Consider the following 17,125-nt stretch of genomic DNA (forward strand, 5'->3'; position numbering starts at 1 on the left):
CATTAGCAGCGCGCCAATCCTGCGCAACAACGCATCACATGGGACCATGCCCATTCGTGCGTTGTCGTGAACGGGCCGGTGGGTTATTTTTGAGGGGTCCGGTCCCCCAGGCGCCCCCCAAACCGCGCATTTGCCGGCTTTTCAGGTCAATTCCATGCAAGAACACACCAAATCCTCCACGCTCGAAAACGCTATTGCACTGCAAAAATATGGTGTCGGGCAGCCGGTCCGCCGCAAGGAGGACGATACCCTGGTGCGCGGCAAGGGCCGCTACACCGACGATTTCAACCTGCCGGGCCAGGCCCATGCCGTGATCGTCCGCTCGACCCATGCCCACGGCGTCATTCGCGGCATCAACATCGACGCCGCCAGGGCGATGCCGGGCGTGCTGGGGGTGTGGACCGGCAAAGACCTCGATGCGGCCGGCTACGGCCCCTTCACCTGCGGCCTGCCGCTGAAGAGCCGTGACGGCTCACCCCTGCTCCAGACCAACCGCCAGCCGCTCGCAACCGACAAGGTCCGCTTCGTCGGCGATCCCGTCGCCTTCGTGGTGGCGGAGACGCTGGCCCAGGCGCGCGACGCGGCCGAGGCGGTCGAGCTCGATATCGAGCCACTGCCGGCGGTGACCGATCCCGAGGAGGCCGCAAAACCCGGCGCGCCGCAGCTCTACGACCACATCCCGAACAATGTCGCGCTCGACTACCACTATGGCGACATCGAGAAGGTCAATGCGGCCTTCGCCAGCGCCGCTCACGTGACCAAGGTCGACATCGAGAACACCCGCGTCGCCGTGGTCTCGATGGAGCCGCGCGTCGGCCTTGCCTCCTACGACAAGAAGACCGAGCGCTACACCATCCAGATGCCGACGCAGGGCGTCGCCGGCAACCGCGCCAACCTCGCCAAGAACCTGAAGGTGCCGAACGAGAAGGTGCGCATCCTCACCGCCAATGTGGGCGGCTCCTTCGGCATGAAGAACGTCAACTATCCCGAGTACATGTGCATCCTGTACGCGGCCAAGGAACTGGGACGGCCGGTGAAATGGCTCGACGAACGCTCGACCAGCTTCTTGTCCGACAGCCACGGCCGTGCGCAGAAGATTCACGCGGAGCTCGCGCTGGACGCCGAGGGGCATTTCCTCGCCGCCAAGCTATGGGGCTACGGCAATCTCGGTGCCTACATCACCGGGGTCGCGCCCAGTCCGCTCTCGCTCAATACCAGCAAGAACTTTTCCAGCGTCTATCGCACACCGCTGATGGCCGTCGACATCAAGACGGTGCTGACCAACACCACGCTGATGGGCGCCTATCGCGGCGCCGGCCGGCCCGAGGCCAACTACTACATGGAGCGGCTGATCGACCGCGCCGCCGACGAGATGGGCATCAACCGCCTGACGATGCGCAAGCGCAACTTCATCAAGCAGAACCAGATGCCGTTCGCCGCGTCCTCCGGCGTCACCTACGACAGCGGCGACTTCCAGGCTGTCTTCAACAAGGCGCTCGAAATCTCCGACCACGAGAATTTTGCCAAGCGCAAGAAGGAGAGCAAGAAGTCCGGCAAGTTGCGCGGCATCGCCGTCGGCTCCTATCTGGAGGTGACCGCACCTCCCGGCGTCGAGCTCGGCAAGATCGTGTTCGATCCCGATGGCTCCGTGCAGCTCATCACCGGTACGCTCGACTACGGTCAGGGCCACGCGTCCGCATTCGCGCAGGTGCTCTGCCAGCAGCTCGGCGTCCCCTTCGACAGCGTCAAGCTGGTGCAGGGTGACAGCGACATCGTGCACACCGGCAATGGCACCGGCGGCTCGCGCTCGATCACCGCGACCGGCATGGCGATCGTGGGCGCCGCCAAGCTCGTGATCGAAAAGGGCAAGCGCGCCGCCGCGCACATGCTGGAGGCATCCGAAGCCGACATTGAATTCGAGGGCGGCAGCTTTACGATCGCCGGCACCGACCGCAGCATCGACATCATGGAGCTCGCCAAGCGCCTGCACGACGGCAAGACGCCGGAAGGCGTGCCCGACAGCCTCGACGTCGATCACACCAGCGAACCGGTGCCCTCGGCCTTCCCGAACGGCTGCCATGTCGCCGAGGTCGAGATCGACCCTGAGACCGGCGTCGTGCAGATCGTGCGCTACAGCGCGGTCAACGATTTCGGCACGGTGATCAATCCGCTGCTGGTCGCGGGCCAGCTCCATGGCGGCGTCGTCCAGGGCATCGGCCAGGCGCTGATGGAGCACGTCCGCTACGACGAAAGCGGCCAGCCGATCACGGGCTCGCTGATGGACTACGCTCTGCCGCGCGCCGAGGACGTTCCGAACATGACGATCGGCGACCACCCGGTGCCGGCCACGACCAATCCGCTCGGCAGCAAGGGCTGCGGCGAAGCCGGCTGCGCCGGCAGCCTGTCGACCGTCGTGAACGCGGTGATCGACGCGCTCTCCGACTACGGCATCAAGCACATCGACATGCCGCTGACCCCGGAGCGTGTGTGGCGCGCGATCCAGGATGCGAAGAGCGCGGCGTAAAGCTGCCCTTCTGCCCTCCACACGCACACTGTCATCGCCCGGCTCGACCGGGCGATCCAGTACTCCGAGGCAGCAGTGATTCACGGAGAAGCCCCGGCGTACTGGATGCCCCGCCTTCGCGGGGCATGACACCGAGCTTGGAGCGGTGTACTTGCCTCTCTCCGCCCGCGCCTACGCCGCCGCCTGCTCGCGCGGCTGGTAGATCGCGGTGTGCTGGCAGTGCGCCAGCGGCGTCGTGCCGTTGGCGACCACCAGCGCGTCGAGCTCGACGAAGCGGTGGCCCTTCTTCTCGTAATTCGCGGTGACTTTTGCCCGCGCGGTGATCTCGTCACCGGCGCGTGCGGCCGACAGCAATTGCATGCGGCTGCCGACATGGATCCAGGGGCCGAGGATCGTGTTGTCCACCAGCACGCGGTTCATCACGCGCTGAATCAGTCCGGGGTGGCCGAGCCCCTCGCCCGCGAAGATCTGATCGGCCTCACGGATGTCGGCGAGATAGTCGGCCGCTTCCTGCCCGGCCCAGCGGCGCGGCGTCGTGCCGAACCATTTACCGGTGTCGAATGTTGCCGGGCTCACCGGTTTGCGCTCGGCAACCGCGGGGACATCAACGTAGTCGCTCAACGACACTGCAGTCGCAGTCGCCGGCAACGACGCCGTCCCCGTCGCGCAGAGCTCGGTGCGGCTGAACACCTCGATGGTGAGCAGGCCGTTGTGTTCGGTCGCATCGACATCGGCGATCTCGCCGTCATAGACCGGCTTGATGAAACGCGCCTCGATCAGCCCGCGCGACAGGAAATCGCGACCCCAGCGCGCCACCGGCACATGCATCATGTAGGCGAAGACGTCGACGCCGGGGACCAGCCCGCCGGAAAAGCCGAAGCGGCGCGCCACATTGTCGTCATGCATCTTGTTTTCGGACTGCTTGGCCGTGTTGTAGGCCTCGACGCGATAGGTTTCGAGCCGGTTCGGCATGGCTTGGCTTTCCCCAAATTCTTGTTGTTTCGGGCCGATCGTAGGCCCTGAGGAACCGGGGTCAATCCCCTCGCCTTTGCGGCCCGAATGGGGTACCACGCGGCTGCTGCGAAACCGCTTCGCAAGCCCCATCTACGGACAATGACGAACCCTCAAAACACCACCCGCATCTATGTCGACGCCGACGCCTGTCCGGTGAAGGACGAGATCTATCGCGTCGCCGGAAGGCACGGCCTGCCCGTGAGCGTGGTCGCGGGCAACTTCATCCGCGTGCCCCAGGATCCGCTGATCGAGCGGGTCGCCGCGGGTGCCGGCATGGACGCGGCCGATGACTGGATCGCGGAACGCGCCGGGCCCGGCGATATCGTCATTACCTCGGATATTCCACTCGCGAGCCGCTGCGTGAAGGCCGGCGCCGATGTGATTGCATCCAACGGCAAGGCGTTCACCGAGGAATCGATCGGGATGACGCTAGCGGTCCGCAACCTGATGACCGATTTGCGCTCGGCCGGCGAAGTCACCGGCGGTCCGAAATCGTATTCACCGCGCGACCGCTCGACGTTTCTGTCGACGCTCGACCAGACCATCCGCCGCATCCAGCGCCGCCGCGCCGATCAGGCCGCAACAAGACAGGACTGAGACACCGCATGGCGCCACCGCTGATTCAACTGCGCGATATCAAGCTGACCTTTGGCGGCACACCGCTCCTGGCGGGCGTCGAACTGTCGGTTTCGACCGGCGAGCGCGTCTGCCTGATCGGCCGCAACGGTTCCGGCAAATCGACGCTGCTCAAGATCGCCGCCGGCCTGGTCGAACCGGATGGCGGCAGCCGTTTCGTGCAGCCCGGCGCCACCATTCGCTACCTGCCGCAGGAGCCGGATTTTTCCGGTTTCTCCACCACGCTGGCCTATGTCGAGGCCGGCCTCAATGCCGGCGACGACCATTATCAGGCGCGCTATCTGGTCGAGCAGCTCGGTCTCAGCGGCGAAGAAGATCCGGCACATGTCTCCGGCGGCGAAGCGCGCCGTGCCGCGCTGGCGCGCGTGCTGGCGCCCTCGCCCGATATCCTGTTGCTGGACGAGCCGACCAACCATCTGGATCTTCCGACCATCGAATGGTTGGAGAGCGAACTGGAAAGCCGCCGCTGCGCGCTGGTGATCATCAGCCACGATCGGCGCTTCCTCGGCAATCTCTCGCGCAGCACCGCCTGGCTCGACCGCGGTCAGATCCGGCAGATCGACCGCGGCTTCAGCGCCTTCGAGGCCTGGCGCGACGAGGTGCTCGCGGAGGAAGAGCGCGACCAGCACAAGCTTGACCGCAAGATCGTCAACGAGGAGCACTGGTTGCGTTACGGCGTCTCGGGCCGCCGCAAGCGCAACGTCAAGCGGCTCGGCAATCTCCACGCACTGCGCGACCAGCGCCGCACGCATCGCGGCGCGACGGGCAACGCCAACCTCGCGGCTGCCGAAGCCGACAAATCCGGCAAGCTCGTCATTGAGGCCAAGAATATCAGCCGGTCCTATGGCGAGCGAAAGATCGTCGACGGCTTCTCGATCCGCGTCCAGCGCGGCGACCGCATCGGCATCGTCGGCCCGAACGGCGCCGGCAAGACCACGTTGATCGAGATGCTGACCGGCGGCAGCGCACCGGACAGCGGCAGCATACGGCTCGGTGCCAACATCGAGATGGCGACGCTCGACCAGCATCGGGAAAGTCTCGATCCCAAGACGACGCTGGCCGAGGCGCTCACCGGCGGCCGCGGCGACCATGTCATGGTCGGCGGCAAGCCGAAGCATGTCGTCAGCTACATGAAAGACTTCCTGTTCGCCCAGGAACAGATGCGCACGCCGCTGGAGGTGCTGTCGGGCGGCGAGCGCGGCCGGCTGATGCTGGCGCGCGCGCTGGCGAAGCCCTCCAACCTCCTGGTGCTGGACGAGCCGACCAACGACCTCGACCTCGAGACCCTCGACGTCCTCGAGGAAATGCTCAGCGACTACGAGGGCACCGTGATCCTGATCAGCCACGATCGCGATTTTCTCGACCGCGTGGTGACGTCCGTGATCGTGCCCGAGGGCAACGGACGCTGGCTCGAATATGCCGGCGGTTATACCGACATGCTGGCCCAGCGCGGCGCCGACGTGAAGCGCGCGACAGCGAAGGCCGTCGAAGAGACGAGAGAACAGCGATCAGCCGCGCCTTCCGGCGTCGCGAGACGACGGCTGACCTTCAACGAGCAACACGCGCTGGAGACGCTGCCCAAGACCATCGCCAAGCTGCAGGCCGAGATCGCCAAGCAGCAGCGCTTCCTTGACGACCCCGATCTCTTCCGCAAGGATCGCAAGCGCTTCGACCAGGCCTCCGACGCTCTGACGAAGGCGCAAAAGGAGCTGGCCGAGGCCGAAGACAAATGGCTGGAGCTAGAAGTGCGGCGCGAAGAGATTGAACAGGCCTAGCGTGCATTTCGCAAAAGTGGGCACCGCTTTTGCAAACGGAATGCGCGCCAACTCAGAGACTTCCATGACAACGACCCTTGCCGCCAAGATCGCCCGTGAGTACGGCACCCCCTGTGCCGTCATCGACATGGACAAGGTCGAGCGCAACATCGCCCGGATTCAGAAGGCCTGCGATGACTCCGGGATCGCCAACCGTCCCCACATCAAGACGCACAAGAACCCGACGATCGCCAAGATGCAGATCGCGGCCGGCGCGAAGGGCATCACCTGCCAGAAGCTCGGTGAAGCCGAGATCATGGTCAATGCCGGGATCGACGACATCCTGATCAGCTACAATCTGCTCGGCGAAGAGAAGATGGCGCGCTTAGGGGCGCTGCAGGCGAAGGCCAACATGACGGTCGCCGCCGACAATTCGACCGTCGTTGCCGGCCTGCCCAAGGCCGCCGCGGCCTCGGGCCGACCGCTGTCGGTCGTGGTCGAATGCGATACCGGCCGCAAGCGCGCCGGCGTCGAGACGCCCGTCGAGGCAATCGCGTTAGCGCGCGAAATCGCCGCGTCCCAAGGGCTCGAGTTCGCCGGCTTCATGATGTATCCGACCGAGACTGGCTGGGCGGACGCGCAAAAATTCTATGACGAAGCTCTGGCTGGCGTGCGCGCGCACGGGCTGGATGCAAAAATCGTCTCGACCGGCGGAACGCCGAACCTGAAGAATATCGGTAAGCTCAAGGGCGGCACCGAGCACCGCTTCGGCACCTACATCTACAACGACCGCATGCAGGTCGCCGCCGGCTCCGCCACCTGGGACGACTGCGCGCTGCACATCTATTCGACCGTGGTGAGCCGCGCTGCACCTGAGCGCGGCATTCTGGACGCCGGCTCTAAGACGCTGACGACCGACACCGGCGGCCTCGACGGCCACGGCCTCATCCTGGAGCACCCCGAAGCGAAGATCGCACGCTTCGCCGAAGAGCACGGCTTCCTCGACCTCTCCCGCAGCAACACCCGGCCCAATGTCGGCGACGTGGTCCGCATCGTGCCTAATCACGTCTGCGTCGTCGTCAACATGATGGACGAAGTCGTGATGGTGCGCGGCGAGGAGATCATCGGCACGCTGCCGGTGGCGGCACGGGGGAAGCTGCGGTAGCTAGCCCCCGACCAGCGCCTGGAGTTCCCGGACCAGACCATCGCGGAAGAGTTTGATCGGCCGCTCCAGCCGACCGGCCGGGGCGCGATGCACCACCCATGCGCGGACGGCGGGTTTGAAGTCGCGCGCAGCGACCGGCTTGAGCCTGTCGCGAAATGCGCTGCGTTTCAGGGCGATCGGGGTGACCAGCCCGACGCCGAGGCCGCGCGACACCAGCGACAGGCGAAGCTCGCTGTCCAGCGCCTCGACGGCGATGTTGAACGGCAGATGCGAGGCATCGAATTTTCGTTTCAGCGTATCGCGAAATCCACAGCCATCCTGGTTGATCACCCACGACAGTTGGGACAGCCGTTCCATGTCGACGGTCCGCGGGATCTTCATCTCACGAGCGACGACGAAGACGACGGGCTGCGCGCCGAGATCGTCGGCCGCGAGATCGGCGGGCGGCACTGCACCGTCGGGGAGACAGATCGCGGCTGCATCGAGCTCGTTGCGGCAGACACGCTCGAGCTGGTTCGGCGACCAACCGGAGACCACCCGCACCGCCAGCGCGGGAAATTCGGCGCGCACCGCATCGAGTGGTGCGGTCAGGCCTGCCTCCGAGAGAAACGGCGTCAGGCCGAGCCTGAACTCGCCGCGGACCATTCCGTCGTTGGCGACGCCCGACTTGAGGTCGTCCAGCATCCTGAGCAGGCGCCTGCCCTGCTCGTAGGCCTCATGGCCCGCCGCCGTCGGCTTCAGGGGCTTCGAGAGCCGGTCCAGAAGCTGCGCCCCCAGCATCTCCTCGAGATTCTGGATACGTCGGGTCACGCCGGGCTGGGTGAGATTGAGACGCGCCGAAGCTGCGACGACCGATCCGGTCTCGACCACGGCGACGAAAGCAACAAGGTCATGGGTATTCATAACAAACTCGCATATTAATTATAGGCTTATTTGAATTGTAGCATATTGATGTCCCCGCTTAAAGGGTCCCGCGCCACAGCTGCGAGGTCCCATGACTGTCTCCGAAACCACCAGGCCTGCGTCCCGAAACCAGCTCGCCGAGCGGTCGCTGATCTGGCTCGGCGCAATCACGGCCGGTGTTGTCGTCACCAATTTGTTCGCGCCGCAGATCCTGCTCGGCCTGATCGGCCGGTCAATGTCGATGCCCGCGTGGCAGGCGGGCCTGATCAGCACGCTGACCTTGCTCGGCTACGCACTCGGCCTGCTGCTGCTCGTGCCCCTGGTCGATCTGGTCGAGAACCGGCTTGTCATCCTCCGAACGCTCGGCTGCGCGATCCTCGCCGCTCTCGCGACGGCGCTCGCGCCGACGCCCTCGCTCCTGTTGCTCGCCACTTTCATCCTCGGCGCCTGCTGCGCGGCGATCCAGATGATGGTTCCGCTGGTCGCATCGATGGTGGCGCCGGATCGCCGCGGCCAAGCCATCGGCGAGGTGATGGGCGGATTGATGATCGGCATCCTGTTGTCGCGACCTGCGGCGAGCCTGATCGCTGATCTCTGGAGCTGGCGCGCCTACTACGCCGTCTCGGCCGCTATGATGGCCCTGCTTGCCTGCACACTCGCCCGTTATCTTCCAACCCTTCAACCGACGGCACGTGCGAGCTACACCGACTTGCTGCTGTCCTTTCCAAGACTACTGCGCGAAGAGCCCGTGCTACGCGTGCGGGCCTGGACCGCATCGCTTGTCATGGCCTCCTTCACGGCGTTCTGGTCGGCGGTGGCGCTGCGGCTGCCGGAGGCGCCGTTCGAGCTCGACGCCAAGGGAGTTGCCGCTTTCGCACTGATCGGCGTAGCGTGCGCCGCGGCGACACCGATGGCCGGCCGCTGGGGCGACAAGGGCCGGGCGCGGCCGATGTTCTTTGCCGCACATCTGCTCATCATCGGCTCGCTCGCGCTCTGCGCTTGGGCGGGCATGCTGGACTCCCAGATCACCAGTCTGCTGGTCCTGAGCCTCGGCACGGTCCTGCTTGACGTCGGCATCACCACCGACCAGACGCTGGGCCGCCGCGCCATCAACCTGTTGCGCCCCGAGGCCCGCGGTCGCATGAACGGCCTGTTCGTCGCGCTGTTCTTCATTGGCGGTGGCATCGGCGCGGCGGCGGCATCGCTGGCCTGGAGTTTTGGCGGCTGGACGATGGTCTGCGCAGTCGCCGCAAGCTTCGGCGTGCTCGGCCTCCTCACGGATCTCGCAACCCGGACCGGGACATCCTGATGGGATGGTCAGGGCGCAAGTGGGCGAGCCGTCGCAACACGCCCCTGGCCGCCGCAGCCCCCGTCGCGAACGAGGCCTGGAGCAAATAGCCACCCGTCGGTGCCTCCCAGTCCAGCATCTCACCGGCTGCAAACACGCCCGGCAGCTTGCGGATCATGAAGTCCGAGTCGAGTTCATCGAAGGAAATCCCGCCGGCGCTGGAGATCGCGCGCGCGATTGGCGCGACGCCCGTGAGCTTGATTGGCACCGCGTTGATGAGCTCGGCCAATCGTTCAGCCGACATTGCCGACAACGATTGGCGAGCACCGATGGCGGCTTCCTGCAACAGCCCGACCGCAACGGGCGGCAGCTGCGCAGCCTTGCGCAGGAAGTTGGAGAACGATTGCTTGCCGCGCGAAGCGGACAGGCGCTTGACGAGTTCGCCATGATCGATATCCGGCCGCAAACCGACCTGCAGGACCGCTTCGCCGTTCGCCGCGATCGCCTCGCGCAGTTCGGCCGACAACGCATAGATCGCCCCGCCCTCGATCCCGCCGCTTGTGATCATCGCCTCGCCGCGCGCACGGTGCGGGCCGAAGGACAGCGTGATGCCCTTGAGCGGTTGGCCTTCGAAGCGCGCGCGGAAGATTTCGGACCATGCCACGGTGAAGCCGGAGTTCGCTGGCCGCAGCGGCGAGATCGCAACGCCTTTGTCGGCCAGGATCGTCGTCCAGCCGCCATCGGAGCCTAGTCGCGGCCAGCTGGCGCCGCCGAGTGCCAGCACTGTCGCATCCGCGGCGATGGTGGCGCCGCCGCCCAGTGTGTCAAAGACCAGTCGTCCGTCCCCGTCCCAGCCCATCCAGCGCTGGCGAAACGCAAAGCGCACGCCCGCGGCATCGAGCCGTCGTAGCCAGGCCCGCAGCAGGGGTGAGGCCTTGAACGCCTTCGGAAACACACGCCCGCTGGAGCCGACAAAGGTCGGCTCGCCCAGCGCCTCGCTCCACGCGCGCAGCGCGTCAGGCGGGAACGCTTCGATCGCCGCTTGCAACCTCTGCGCCGCCTCACGGTAGCGTGTGATGAACTGCGGCAGCGGTTCGCTGTGGGTGAGATTGAGCCCGCCGCGGCCGGCCATCAGGAATTTGCGGCCCGCGGACGGCATCGCGTCGTAGACGGTGACGCGAGCACCGGCTCGCGCGAGCACCTCTGCCGCCATCAGCCCGGCAGGGCCGTCGCCAATGACGGCGACGGCTGTCAGAGTTTTACCCCGGCACGCGCAGCGGCCTGCGCCACGTATTTCTGCGTCTGCTCGAAAGCCCCCTGCAGCGCCTTCGCCTTCGACATGTCGCTGATCTCGGCGAAATGCTCCGCGACCGCGTCCGGCGTCCACTCGGACTCCGGCAGGTTGATGCCTTCGCTCTCGACAATCTTGATCACCGCGAAGGAACCGGCGCCGGCGCCCATGATGGTACGGGTCGGCGCGTCCTCGCTCAGCATGTACTCGACCGCGGGCGTGATCGCGTTCGGCTTCATCAACTGCAGCGCCTGCGGCGGCAGCAGCTCTTCCGTCATGCGGGTTGCCGCCGTCGGCGAGATGATGTTGACGCGGATGTCGGTCTTGCGGCCCTCTTCCGCCAGCACGTTCATCAGGCCAACCATGCCGGATTTGGCCGCACCGTAATTGGCCTGGCCGAAATTACCGTAGAGGCCGGAGGACGACGTCGTCAGCACGATGCGGCCATAGTTGCGATCGCGCATGCCGACCCAGGCCGCCTTGCAGCAATAAAAGGTGCCGACGAGGTGCACGTCGAGCACCTTCTGGAAATCGGCCGCTTCCATCTTGCCAAACGACTTGTCGCGCAAAATGCCGGCATTGGCACACAAGAGGTCCACGCTGCCCCACTCCTTGGTGGCGCGCTCGACCATCGCCGTGACCTGCTCGAAATTGGAGACGTCGGCGCCATCTGCCATGGCGGTGCCGCCCGCTTTACGGATCTCCTCGACCACGGCTTCCGCCGGCGACAGCGAGCCGCCGCTGCCGTCGCGCGCGCCGCCGAAATCGTTGACCACGACCTTGGCGCCGCGGCTCGCCAATCCCAGCGCATGCGCCTTACCGAGACCATTGCCCGCGCCGGTGACGATGGCGACGCGTCCGTCGAACCTGATTGCCATGAGTGCAGTTCCTGCTTCTTCTTCCTTCTCCCCTTGTGGGGGAAGGTGGCATAGGCGGCCAACGGCCGCCGTTCCTGGTTAAAACGCCAACGCGTAGCGTTGGCTACGGCGCCGGATGAGGGGTCTCTCACAACGGATGTGCTCGCGGAGAGAGACCCCTCACCCGCCTCGCGTTCCGCGAGGCACCCTCTCCCACAAGGGGAGAGGGGTCGAGCGCACCGATTTGGACAACTTTTGAGCAGCGTTGGGGAGCCGGGTCAAGCCCGGCAAAAACTGTTAGCGTCAGGCGAAATAGATCAACCCGAGCCAGTCTGCGACCAGCGCGGGCTTGTCCTCGCCTTCGATCTCCACAGTGACGTTGGTGCGGGACTGCAATTCATTAGGCTTGCGCAGCTTGGCTTCCGCCAGCACGAAACGGCCGCGAACGCGCTTGCCCGAGCGCACCGGCGAGATGAAGCGCAGCTTGTCGAAACCGTAATTGACCCCCATCGTGGTGCCCGCGATGACGGGCATCACCTCGTAGGACATGATCGACAGCAGCGACATCGTCAGGAATCCGTGTGCGATCGTGGCGCCGAACGCCGTCTCCTTCTTCGCACGCTCCGGATCGACATGGATGAACTGATGATCTTCGATCACGTCGGCATAGGTGTCGATGCGGGGCTGATCGACCAGGTGCCACGACGACACCCCGATCTCCTTGCCGACCATGGCCTGATAGGCCTCCAGCGCAATCGGCGGCTTCTTCCAGATTTCGTTCACTTAAGTCTCGCTCCGTGTTTTCGACAGCTCCGGAAAATCCTCTTCGCGGAATTCCCGGCCGCGCAGGGGATCGTTGCGATCGTCGTCGCGCTCGAGACGTCTGAGCTGAACGCGGCGGATCTTTCCCGAGATCGTCTTCGGCAGCTCCGTGACGATTTCGAGGCGGCGGATGCGCTTGAACGGCGCAAGACGCGTGTGGAGGTGCTTGAAGATGGAGAGCGCGGTTTCCGGCGAGCGCTCCGCGCCGGATGTCAGCAGCACAAACGCCTTGGGAATCGCGAGCCGGATCGGATCCGGGCTTGGCACGACGGCGGCTTCCGCGACGAGCTCGTGCTCGAGCAACACGCTCTCGAGCTCGAACGGGCTGATGCGATAGTCGGAGGATTTGAACACGTCGTCGGACCGGCCGACGAAGGTGAGATAGCCATCGTCGTCTTCGAACACGACGTCGCCGCTGCGATAGAGTTCGCCTTCGGCGCCGGATAGTCCGCCGTCGTCGCCCTGATAGCCCTGCATTAGGCCGGCGGGGCGGTTTTCGCCGAGCACCAGAGCCACCTCGCCCTCCTTGGCCGGATGACCATCGGCGTCGCTGACTTGCACGCGATAGCCCGGCAGCGGCCGGCCCATCGAGCCGATCTTGATCTTTTGCCCCGGCGAGTTGCCGGCGAGCGCCGTCGTTTCCGTCTGCCCGTAACCATCGCGGATGGTGAGGCCCCAGGCGGCCTGCACCTGGTCGATCACCTCAGGATTGAGCGGCTCGCCGGCGCCGCAGACCTCGCGCAAGGCCACCTTGAACGACGCCAAATTCTCCTGGATGAACAGCCGCCACACCGTCGGCGGCGCGCACAGCGTGGTGACGCCGCAGCGGCCGATGGTGGCAAGCAGGCCCTTGGCATCGAAGCGCGGCTGGTTGACCACGAACACGGTCGCGCCCGCATTCCACGGCGCGAAGAAGCAGCTCCAGGCGTGCTTGGCCCAGCCGGGCGAAGAGATGTTGAGATGGACGTCACCCGGCTTTAGCCCGATCCAGTACATGGTCGAGAGATGGCCGACGGGATAACTGCGCTGGCTGTGCCGCACCAACTTTGGCTTTGCCGTAGTGCCCGAGGTGAAATAGAGCAGCATCGGATCGTCGGCGTTGGTCGGACCGTCGGCTGCAAAGCTCTCCGACGCCATTGCCGCCTCATCATAGGAAAGCCAGCCATCGGAGGCCTCGCCCACGACGATGCGGACGATATTGTCGGCGCCAAGGCTTGCGAACTTCGCAACCTGGTCCTGCGCTGCCACCACCGCCTTCGCCTTGCCGCGATCGAGCCGGTCGCGCAGCTCGTCGGCGGTGAGCAGCGTTGTCGCGGGAATCACGACGACGCCGAGCTTGATCGCGGCCAGCATCGTCTCCCACAGCGGAACGACATTGCCGAGCAGCAGCAGGAGATGGTCGCCGCGCTTGAGGCCCTGCGCGCGGAGGAAGTTCGCGACCTGGTTGGAGCGGCGCGACAACGCCCCGAACGAGAGCTTGGTCTGCCGGTCCTGCGCGGCATCGACGATCCAGAGCGCAGGACGATCCTTGCTGTCCGCATTCGCCGCCAGCTCGGCGTCGAACCAGTCGAGCGCCCAGTTGAACGGAACCGGATCGGGCCAGCGGAAGTCCTTGACCGCTGTCTCGTAGTCCGTGCGGTTATGAAGCAGAAACGCGCGCGCTTCCTGAAATGTCGTCATCAAGCTTTCCCGGCCAGCCCCCTAACGTGCTTGATAATTCCGGAAAAATCCACCCCGCCCTGGCCGGCTGCGTCGAATGACTGATAGATCTCCTGCGCATGTTTGCCGAGCGGCGTTGCCGCGCCCGCGGCCTTGGCGGCGTCCTGCGCCAGCGTCAGATCCTTCACCATCAGCGCCGAGGCAAAACCCGGCTTGTAATCGTTGTTGGCAGGCGAGGTCGGCACTGGCCCGGGCACCGGGCAATAGGTCGTCAGCGACCAGCACTGGCCCGACGAGGTCGAAGCGACGTCGAACAGCGCCTGGTGCGAGAGCCCGAGCTTCTCGGCCAACGCAAACGCCTCGCTCACCGCGATCATGGAAATGCCGAGGATCATGTTGTTGCAGATTTTTGCCGCCTGGCCCGCGCCGGCACCGCCGCAATGCACGATCTTCTTGCCCATGTTCTCCAGCACGGGCTTTGCCGCTGCGAACGCGTTGTCCTCGCCGCCGCACATGAAGGTGAGCGTCGCGCCCTTGGCGCCGCCGGTGCCGCCGGAGACCGGCGCGTCGACCGAAAGCACGCCGTGCTTGGCCGCCAGCACATGCGCCTGGCGCGCGCTCTCGACGTCGATGGTGGAACTATCGATGATCAGCGCGCCCTTGGTCATGACAGGAACGACCTCGCCCCACACGCCGAGCACATGCTTGCCGGCCGGCAGCATGGTGACAACGACATCGGCGCCCTTCACGGCGCCTGCCGCGCTCTCGGCGATGCCCGCGCCATCGGCCTTGGCCTGGTTGCGGGAGGCCTCGGCGAGGTCGAAAGCGACGACCTTGTGGCCGGCCTTGACCAGATTGGCGGCCATGGGGCCGCCCATGTTGCCGAGACCGATGAATGCGATCGTGGCCATCTTCATTTCCTCCGCTGAACGCTTCGTTGATTAGTTGAACTTCAATTCGTCGGCGCCGATCTCGGCGAGATACCGCGCAAGCATGTCCGGCGCGACGTCCTCGATCCGCGACGGCGACCACGTCGGATTGCGGTCCTTGTCGATCACGGCGGCCCGTACGCCTTCGCGAAAGTCGTCGCTGCGGAAGACTTCCAGCGCAGCGCGATATTCGCGCACCAGGCACTCTTCCAGGCTCGACGCGGTACGCGCGAGCCGTAGCAGCTTGAGCGTCACCACCATGCCACGCGGCGATTTTTCGTTGAGCGTCTTCAACGTCGCCAGCGCGAACTCGGAACCGTCGCGCTTGAGCGCGGCAAAGATGTCTTCCATGCGGTCGAAGCCGAACAGTGCATCGATGATCGGCTCTTTTGCAGCCACCGGTCCCGCGGCTTCTCCAGTCGCAAAACCGTTGATGAGCTTGCTCACATCGGCCGCGGTCACGCCCTGGCGAACCTTGGTCAGCGCCTCGCGCAGCCCCGGCCATTTGGCCGCCGGCACCACAGCGTCGGCGAATTTCGCGTGAATCGCGTCGGGGCCGTTCATGGTCTGGCCGGTCAGGCCGAAATAAGTGCCGATCTCACCGGGCGAGCGCGACAATAGAAAGGTGCCGCCCACATCCGGGAAGAAACCGAGCCCGACCTCGGGCATCGCAAGCCTGGTGCGGTCAGTCACGATTCGATGGCTCGCATGTGCCGAAAGCCCGACGCCGCCGCCCATCACGATGCCGTCCATGAAGGCGACATAGGGTTTTGGGAATTTCTTGATCCGCGCGTTGAGGATGTACTCTTCCCGCCACAGGATCTTGCCGAGATCGCCGTCGACCTTGGAGCTCTCCCAGAGCGCGCGGATGTCGCCGCCGGCGCACAGGCCGCGCTCGCCGGCACCTTCCAGCACGATCACGGCAACGGCTGGATCGGCCTCAAAACGGTCGAGCGCCTTATCGATGTCCCGAAACATCTCCAGCGTCACGGCATTGATCGCCTTCGGACGATTGAGCCTGATAATGCCGGCGGCGCCCTCGACCCGTGCGACGAGATCGCCCTCCTCCACACCACTCATCGGGCGCCCTCGATCAATTTGCGCGCCACGATCAGCCGCATGATTTCATTGGTGCCTTCGAGAATCTGGTGCACGCGCAAATCGCGCACGATCTTCTCGATGCCGTATTCGCTGAGATAGCCGTAGCCGCCATGAAGCTGGAGCGACTGGTTGGCGACCTCGAAGCCGACGTCGGTGCCGAAGCGTTTTGCCATCGCGCAGAGCATTGTGGCGTCCGTATCTTTCCGGTCGAGTGCAGCCGCTGCCCGCCACAAGAAGGTGCGCGCAGCTTCTAACTCGATCGCCATGTCAGCTAGCTTAAACTGCAGCGCCTGGAATTCGTCGAGCCGCTTTCCAAACGCCTTGCGCTCCTTCATGTAGGCGCGCGCCTTGTCGAGTGCGGTCTGCGCGCCGCCGAGCGAGCAGGCCGTGATGTTGAGACGCCCGCCGTCGAGGCCCGCCATCGCGATCTTGAAGCCAATGCCCTCCTCGCTCAAGCGATTGGCGACCGGCACGCGTGCGTTCTCGAAGATCACGGCGCGGGTCGGCTGCGCGTTCCAGCCCATCTTGCGCTCGTTGGCGCCGAACGAGACGCCCGGCGTATTGCCGTCAATCACGAGCGTCGAGATGCCGCCGGGACCGTCGCCACCGGTGCGCACCATCGCGACCAGCAGGTCGGTGCCGCCGGCGCCGGAGATGAACTGCTTCTGGCCGTTGAGGACGTAATGATCGCCCTCGCGCACGGCACGGGTGCGGAGCGCTGCCGCGTCCGAGCCGGCGCCGGGCTCCGTCAGGCAGTAGCTCGCAATCAGCTCCATGGTGCAGAGCTTGGGCAACCATGTGTGGCGCTGGGTGTCGCTGCCATAGGCATCGATCATCCAGGACGCCATGTTGTGGATGGAGATGAAGGCCGACGTGGTCGGACAGCCGGTCGCCAGCGCCTCGAAGATCAGCGCAGCATCGAACCGCGTCATGGCGGAGCCGCCGACATCGTCGCGGATGTAGATGCCGCCCATGCCGAGCGCTGCTGCCTCGCGCATCACCTCGACGGGAAAATGCTTCTCCTCGTCCCAACGCAGCGCATGCGGCGCGATCTTTCCCGCCGCAAACGCCAACGCCATCTCGCGAACCGCGATCTGATCCTCGTTCAGAGCGAACTGCATGATGGGCTGCTCATGTTTTACTCGTCATTGCGAGCGAAGCGAAGCAATCCAGACCGCCTCC

The 17,125-nt window shown here is 65.3% G+C and carries 14 protein-coding genes; 5 read left to right on the forward strand and 9 right to left on the reverse strand.

The window, feature by feature from the left end:
* Positions 1–154: 154 nt before the first annotated feature.
* On the forward strand, positions 155–2,524 hold the full coding sequence (locus AC0L3S_RS20735) for a xanthine dehydrogenase family protein molybdopterin-binding subunit (protein ID WP_473280944.1): 2,370 nt from the start codon (positions 155–157) through the stop codon (positions 2,522–2,524).
* Between the two features lie 171 nt (positions 2,525–2,695).
* On the opposite strand, the gene AC0L3S_RS20740 is transcribed toward AC0L3S_RS20735, so the two are convergent.
* Entirely contained in the window at positions 2,696–3,496 is an 801-nt protein-coding gene (locus AC0L3S_RS20740) for a hypothetical protein (protein WP_473280946.1), read from the reverse strand.
* A gap of 141 nt (positions 3,497–3,637) precedes the next feature.
* Here AC0L3S_RS20740 and AC0L3S_RS20745 point away from each other — a divergent pair, with 141 nt between their 5' ends.
* From AC0L3S_RS20745 to AC0L3S_RS20755, 3 genes are all read left to right on the forward strand, one after another.
* Positions 3,638–4,135 (forward strand): YaiI/YqxD family protein, encoded by a 498-nt coding sequence (locus tag AC0L3S_RS20745; protein ID WP_007609125.1) that lies wholly within the window; start codon positions 3,638–3,640, stop codon positions 4,133–4,135.
* A gap of 8 nt (positions 4,136–4,143) precedes the next feature.
* A complete protein-coding gene (locus AC0L3S_RS20750) occupies positions 4,144–5,949 on the forward strand; it encodes an ABC-F family ATP-binding cassette domain-containing protein (protein ID WP_473257398.1) in 1,806 nt (601 codons plus the stop codon).
* Positions 5,950–6,013: 64 nt separating this feature from the next.
* Positions 6,014–7,093: a D-TA family PLP-dependent enzyme gene (locus tag AC0L3S_RS20755; protein ID WP_473280948.1), complete on the forward strand. Its 1,080-nt coding sequence runs from the start codon at positions 6,014–6,016 to the stop codon at positions 7,091–7,093.
* Here AC0L3S_RS20755 and AC0L3S_RS20760 read toward each other — a convergent pair whose 3' ends face one another.
* The gene (locus AC0L3S_RS20760) at positions 7,094–7,996 is read right to left on the reverse strand and encodes a LysR family transcriptional regulator (protein WP_473280950.1); all 903 of its coding nucleotides are present in this window, start codon (positions 7,994–7,996) and stop codon (positions 7,094–7,096) included.
* A gap of 91 nt (positions 7,997–8,087) precedes the next feature.
* Between AC0L3S_RS20760 and AC0L3S_RS20765 the strand changes: the two genes are divergently transcribed.
* Positions 8,088–9,305, forward strand: a complete 1,218-nt coding sequence (locus AC0L3S_RS20765; RefSeq protein ID WP_473280952.1) for an MFS transporter — start codon at positions 8,088–8,090, stop codon at positions 9,303–9,305.
* Here the strand turns inward: AC0L3S_RS20765 and AC0L3S_RS20770 are convergent.
* The 7 genes from AC0L3S_RS20770 to AC0L3S_RS20800 all read right to left on the reverse strand — a co-directional run bounded on the left by AC0L3S_RS20770 (position 9,271) and on the right by AC0L3S_RS20800 (position 17,064).
* Complete coding sequence (locus AC0L3S_RS20770; protein ID WP_473280995.1) at positions 9,271–10,539, reverse strand: BaiN/RdsA family NAD(P)/FAD-dependent oxidoreductase; 1,269 nt, start codon at positions 10,537–10,539, stop codon at positions 9,271–9,273. The two genes, AC0L3S_RS20765 and AC0L3S_RS20770, sit on opposite strands and share 35 nt — an antisense overlap.
* Complete coding sequence (locus tag AC0L3S_RS20775; protein ID WP_473280954.1) at positions 10,536–11,453, reverse strand: SDR family NAD(P)-dependent oxidoreductase; 918 nt, start codon at positions 11,451–11,453, stop codon at positions 10,536–10,538. Before AC0L3S_RS20775 ends, AC0L3S_RS20770 begins: the two co-directional genes overlap by 4 nt.
* Positions 11,454–11,735: 282 nt before the next feature.
* Positions 11,736–12,215 (reverse strand): MaoC family dehydratase, encoded by a 480-nt coding sequence (locus AC0L3S_RS20780; protein ID WP_473280956.1) that lies wholly within the window; start codon positions 12,213–12,215, stop codon positions 11,736–11,738.
* Positions 12,216–13,934, reverse strand: a complete 1,719-nt coding sequence (locus tag AC0L3S_RS20785) for an AMP-binding protein (protein WP_473280958.1) — start codon at positions 13,932–13,934, stop codon at positions 12,216–12,218. It lies immediately after the preceding gene.
* A complete protein-coding gene (mmsB, locus tag AC0L3S_RS20790; protein ID WP_473280960.1) occupies positions 13,934–14,824 on the reverse strand; it encodes a 3-hydroxyisobutyrate dehydrogenase in 891 nt (296 codons plus the stop codon). Before mmsB ends, AC0L3S_RS20785 begins: the two co-directional genes overlap by 1 nt.
* A 30-nt stretch (positions 14,825–14,854) precedes the next feature.
* On the reverse strand, positions 14,855–15,922 hold the full coding sequence (locus AC0L3S_RS20795; protein WP_473280962.1) for an enoyl-CoA hydratase/isomerase family protein: 1,068 nt from the start codon (positions 15,920–15,922) through the stop codon (positions 14,855–14,857).
* Positions 15,919–17,064: an isobutyryl-CoA dehydrogenase gene (locus tag AC0L3S_RS20800; RefSeq protein WP_473280964.1), complete on the reverse strand. Its 1,146-nt coding sequence runs from the start codon at positions 17,062–17,064 to the stop codon at positions 15,919–15,921. Before AC0L3S_RS20800 ends, AC0L3S_RS20795 begins: the two co-directional genes overlap by 4 nt.
* Positions 17,065–17,125 lie beyond the last annotated feature (61 nt).

This window comes from Bradyrhizobium sp. Ken01 (genome assembly GCF_055807355.1).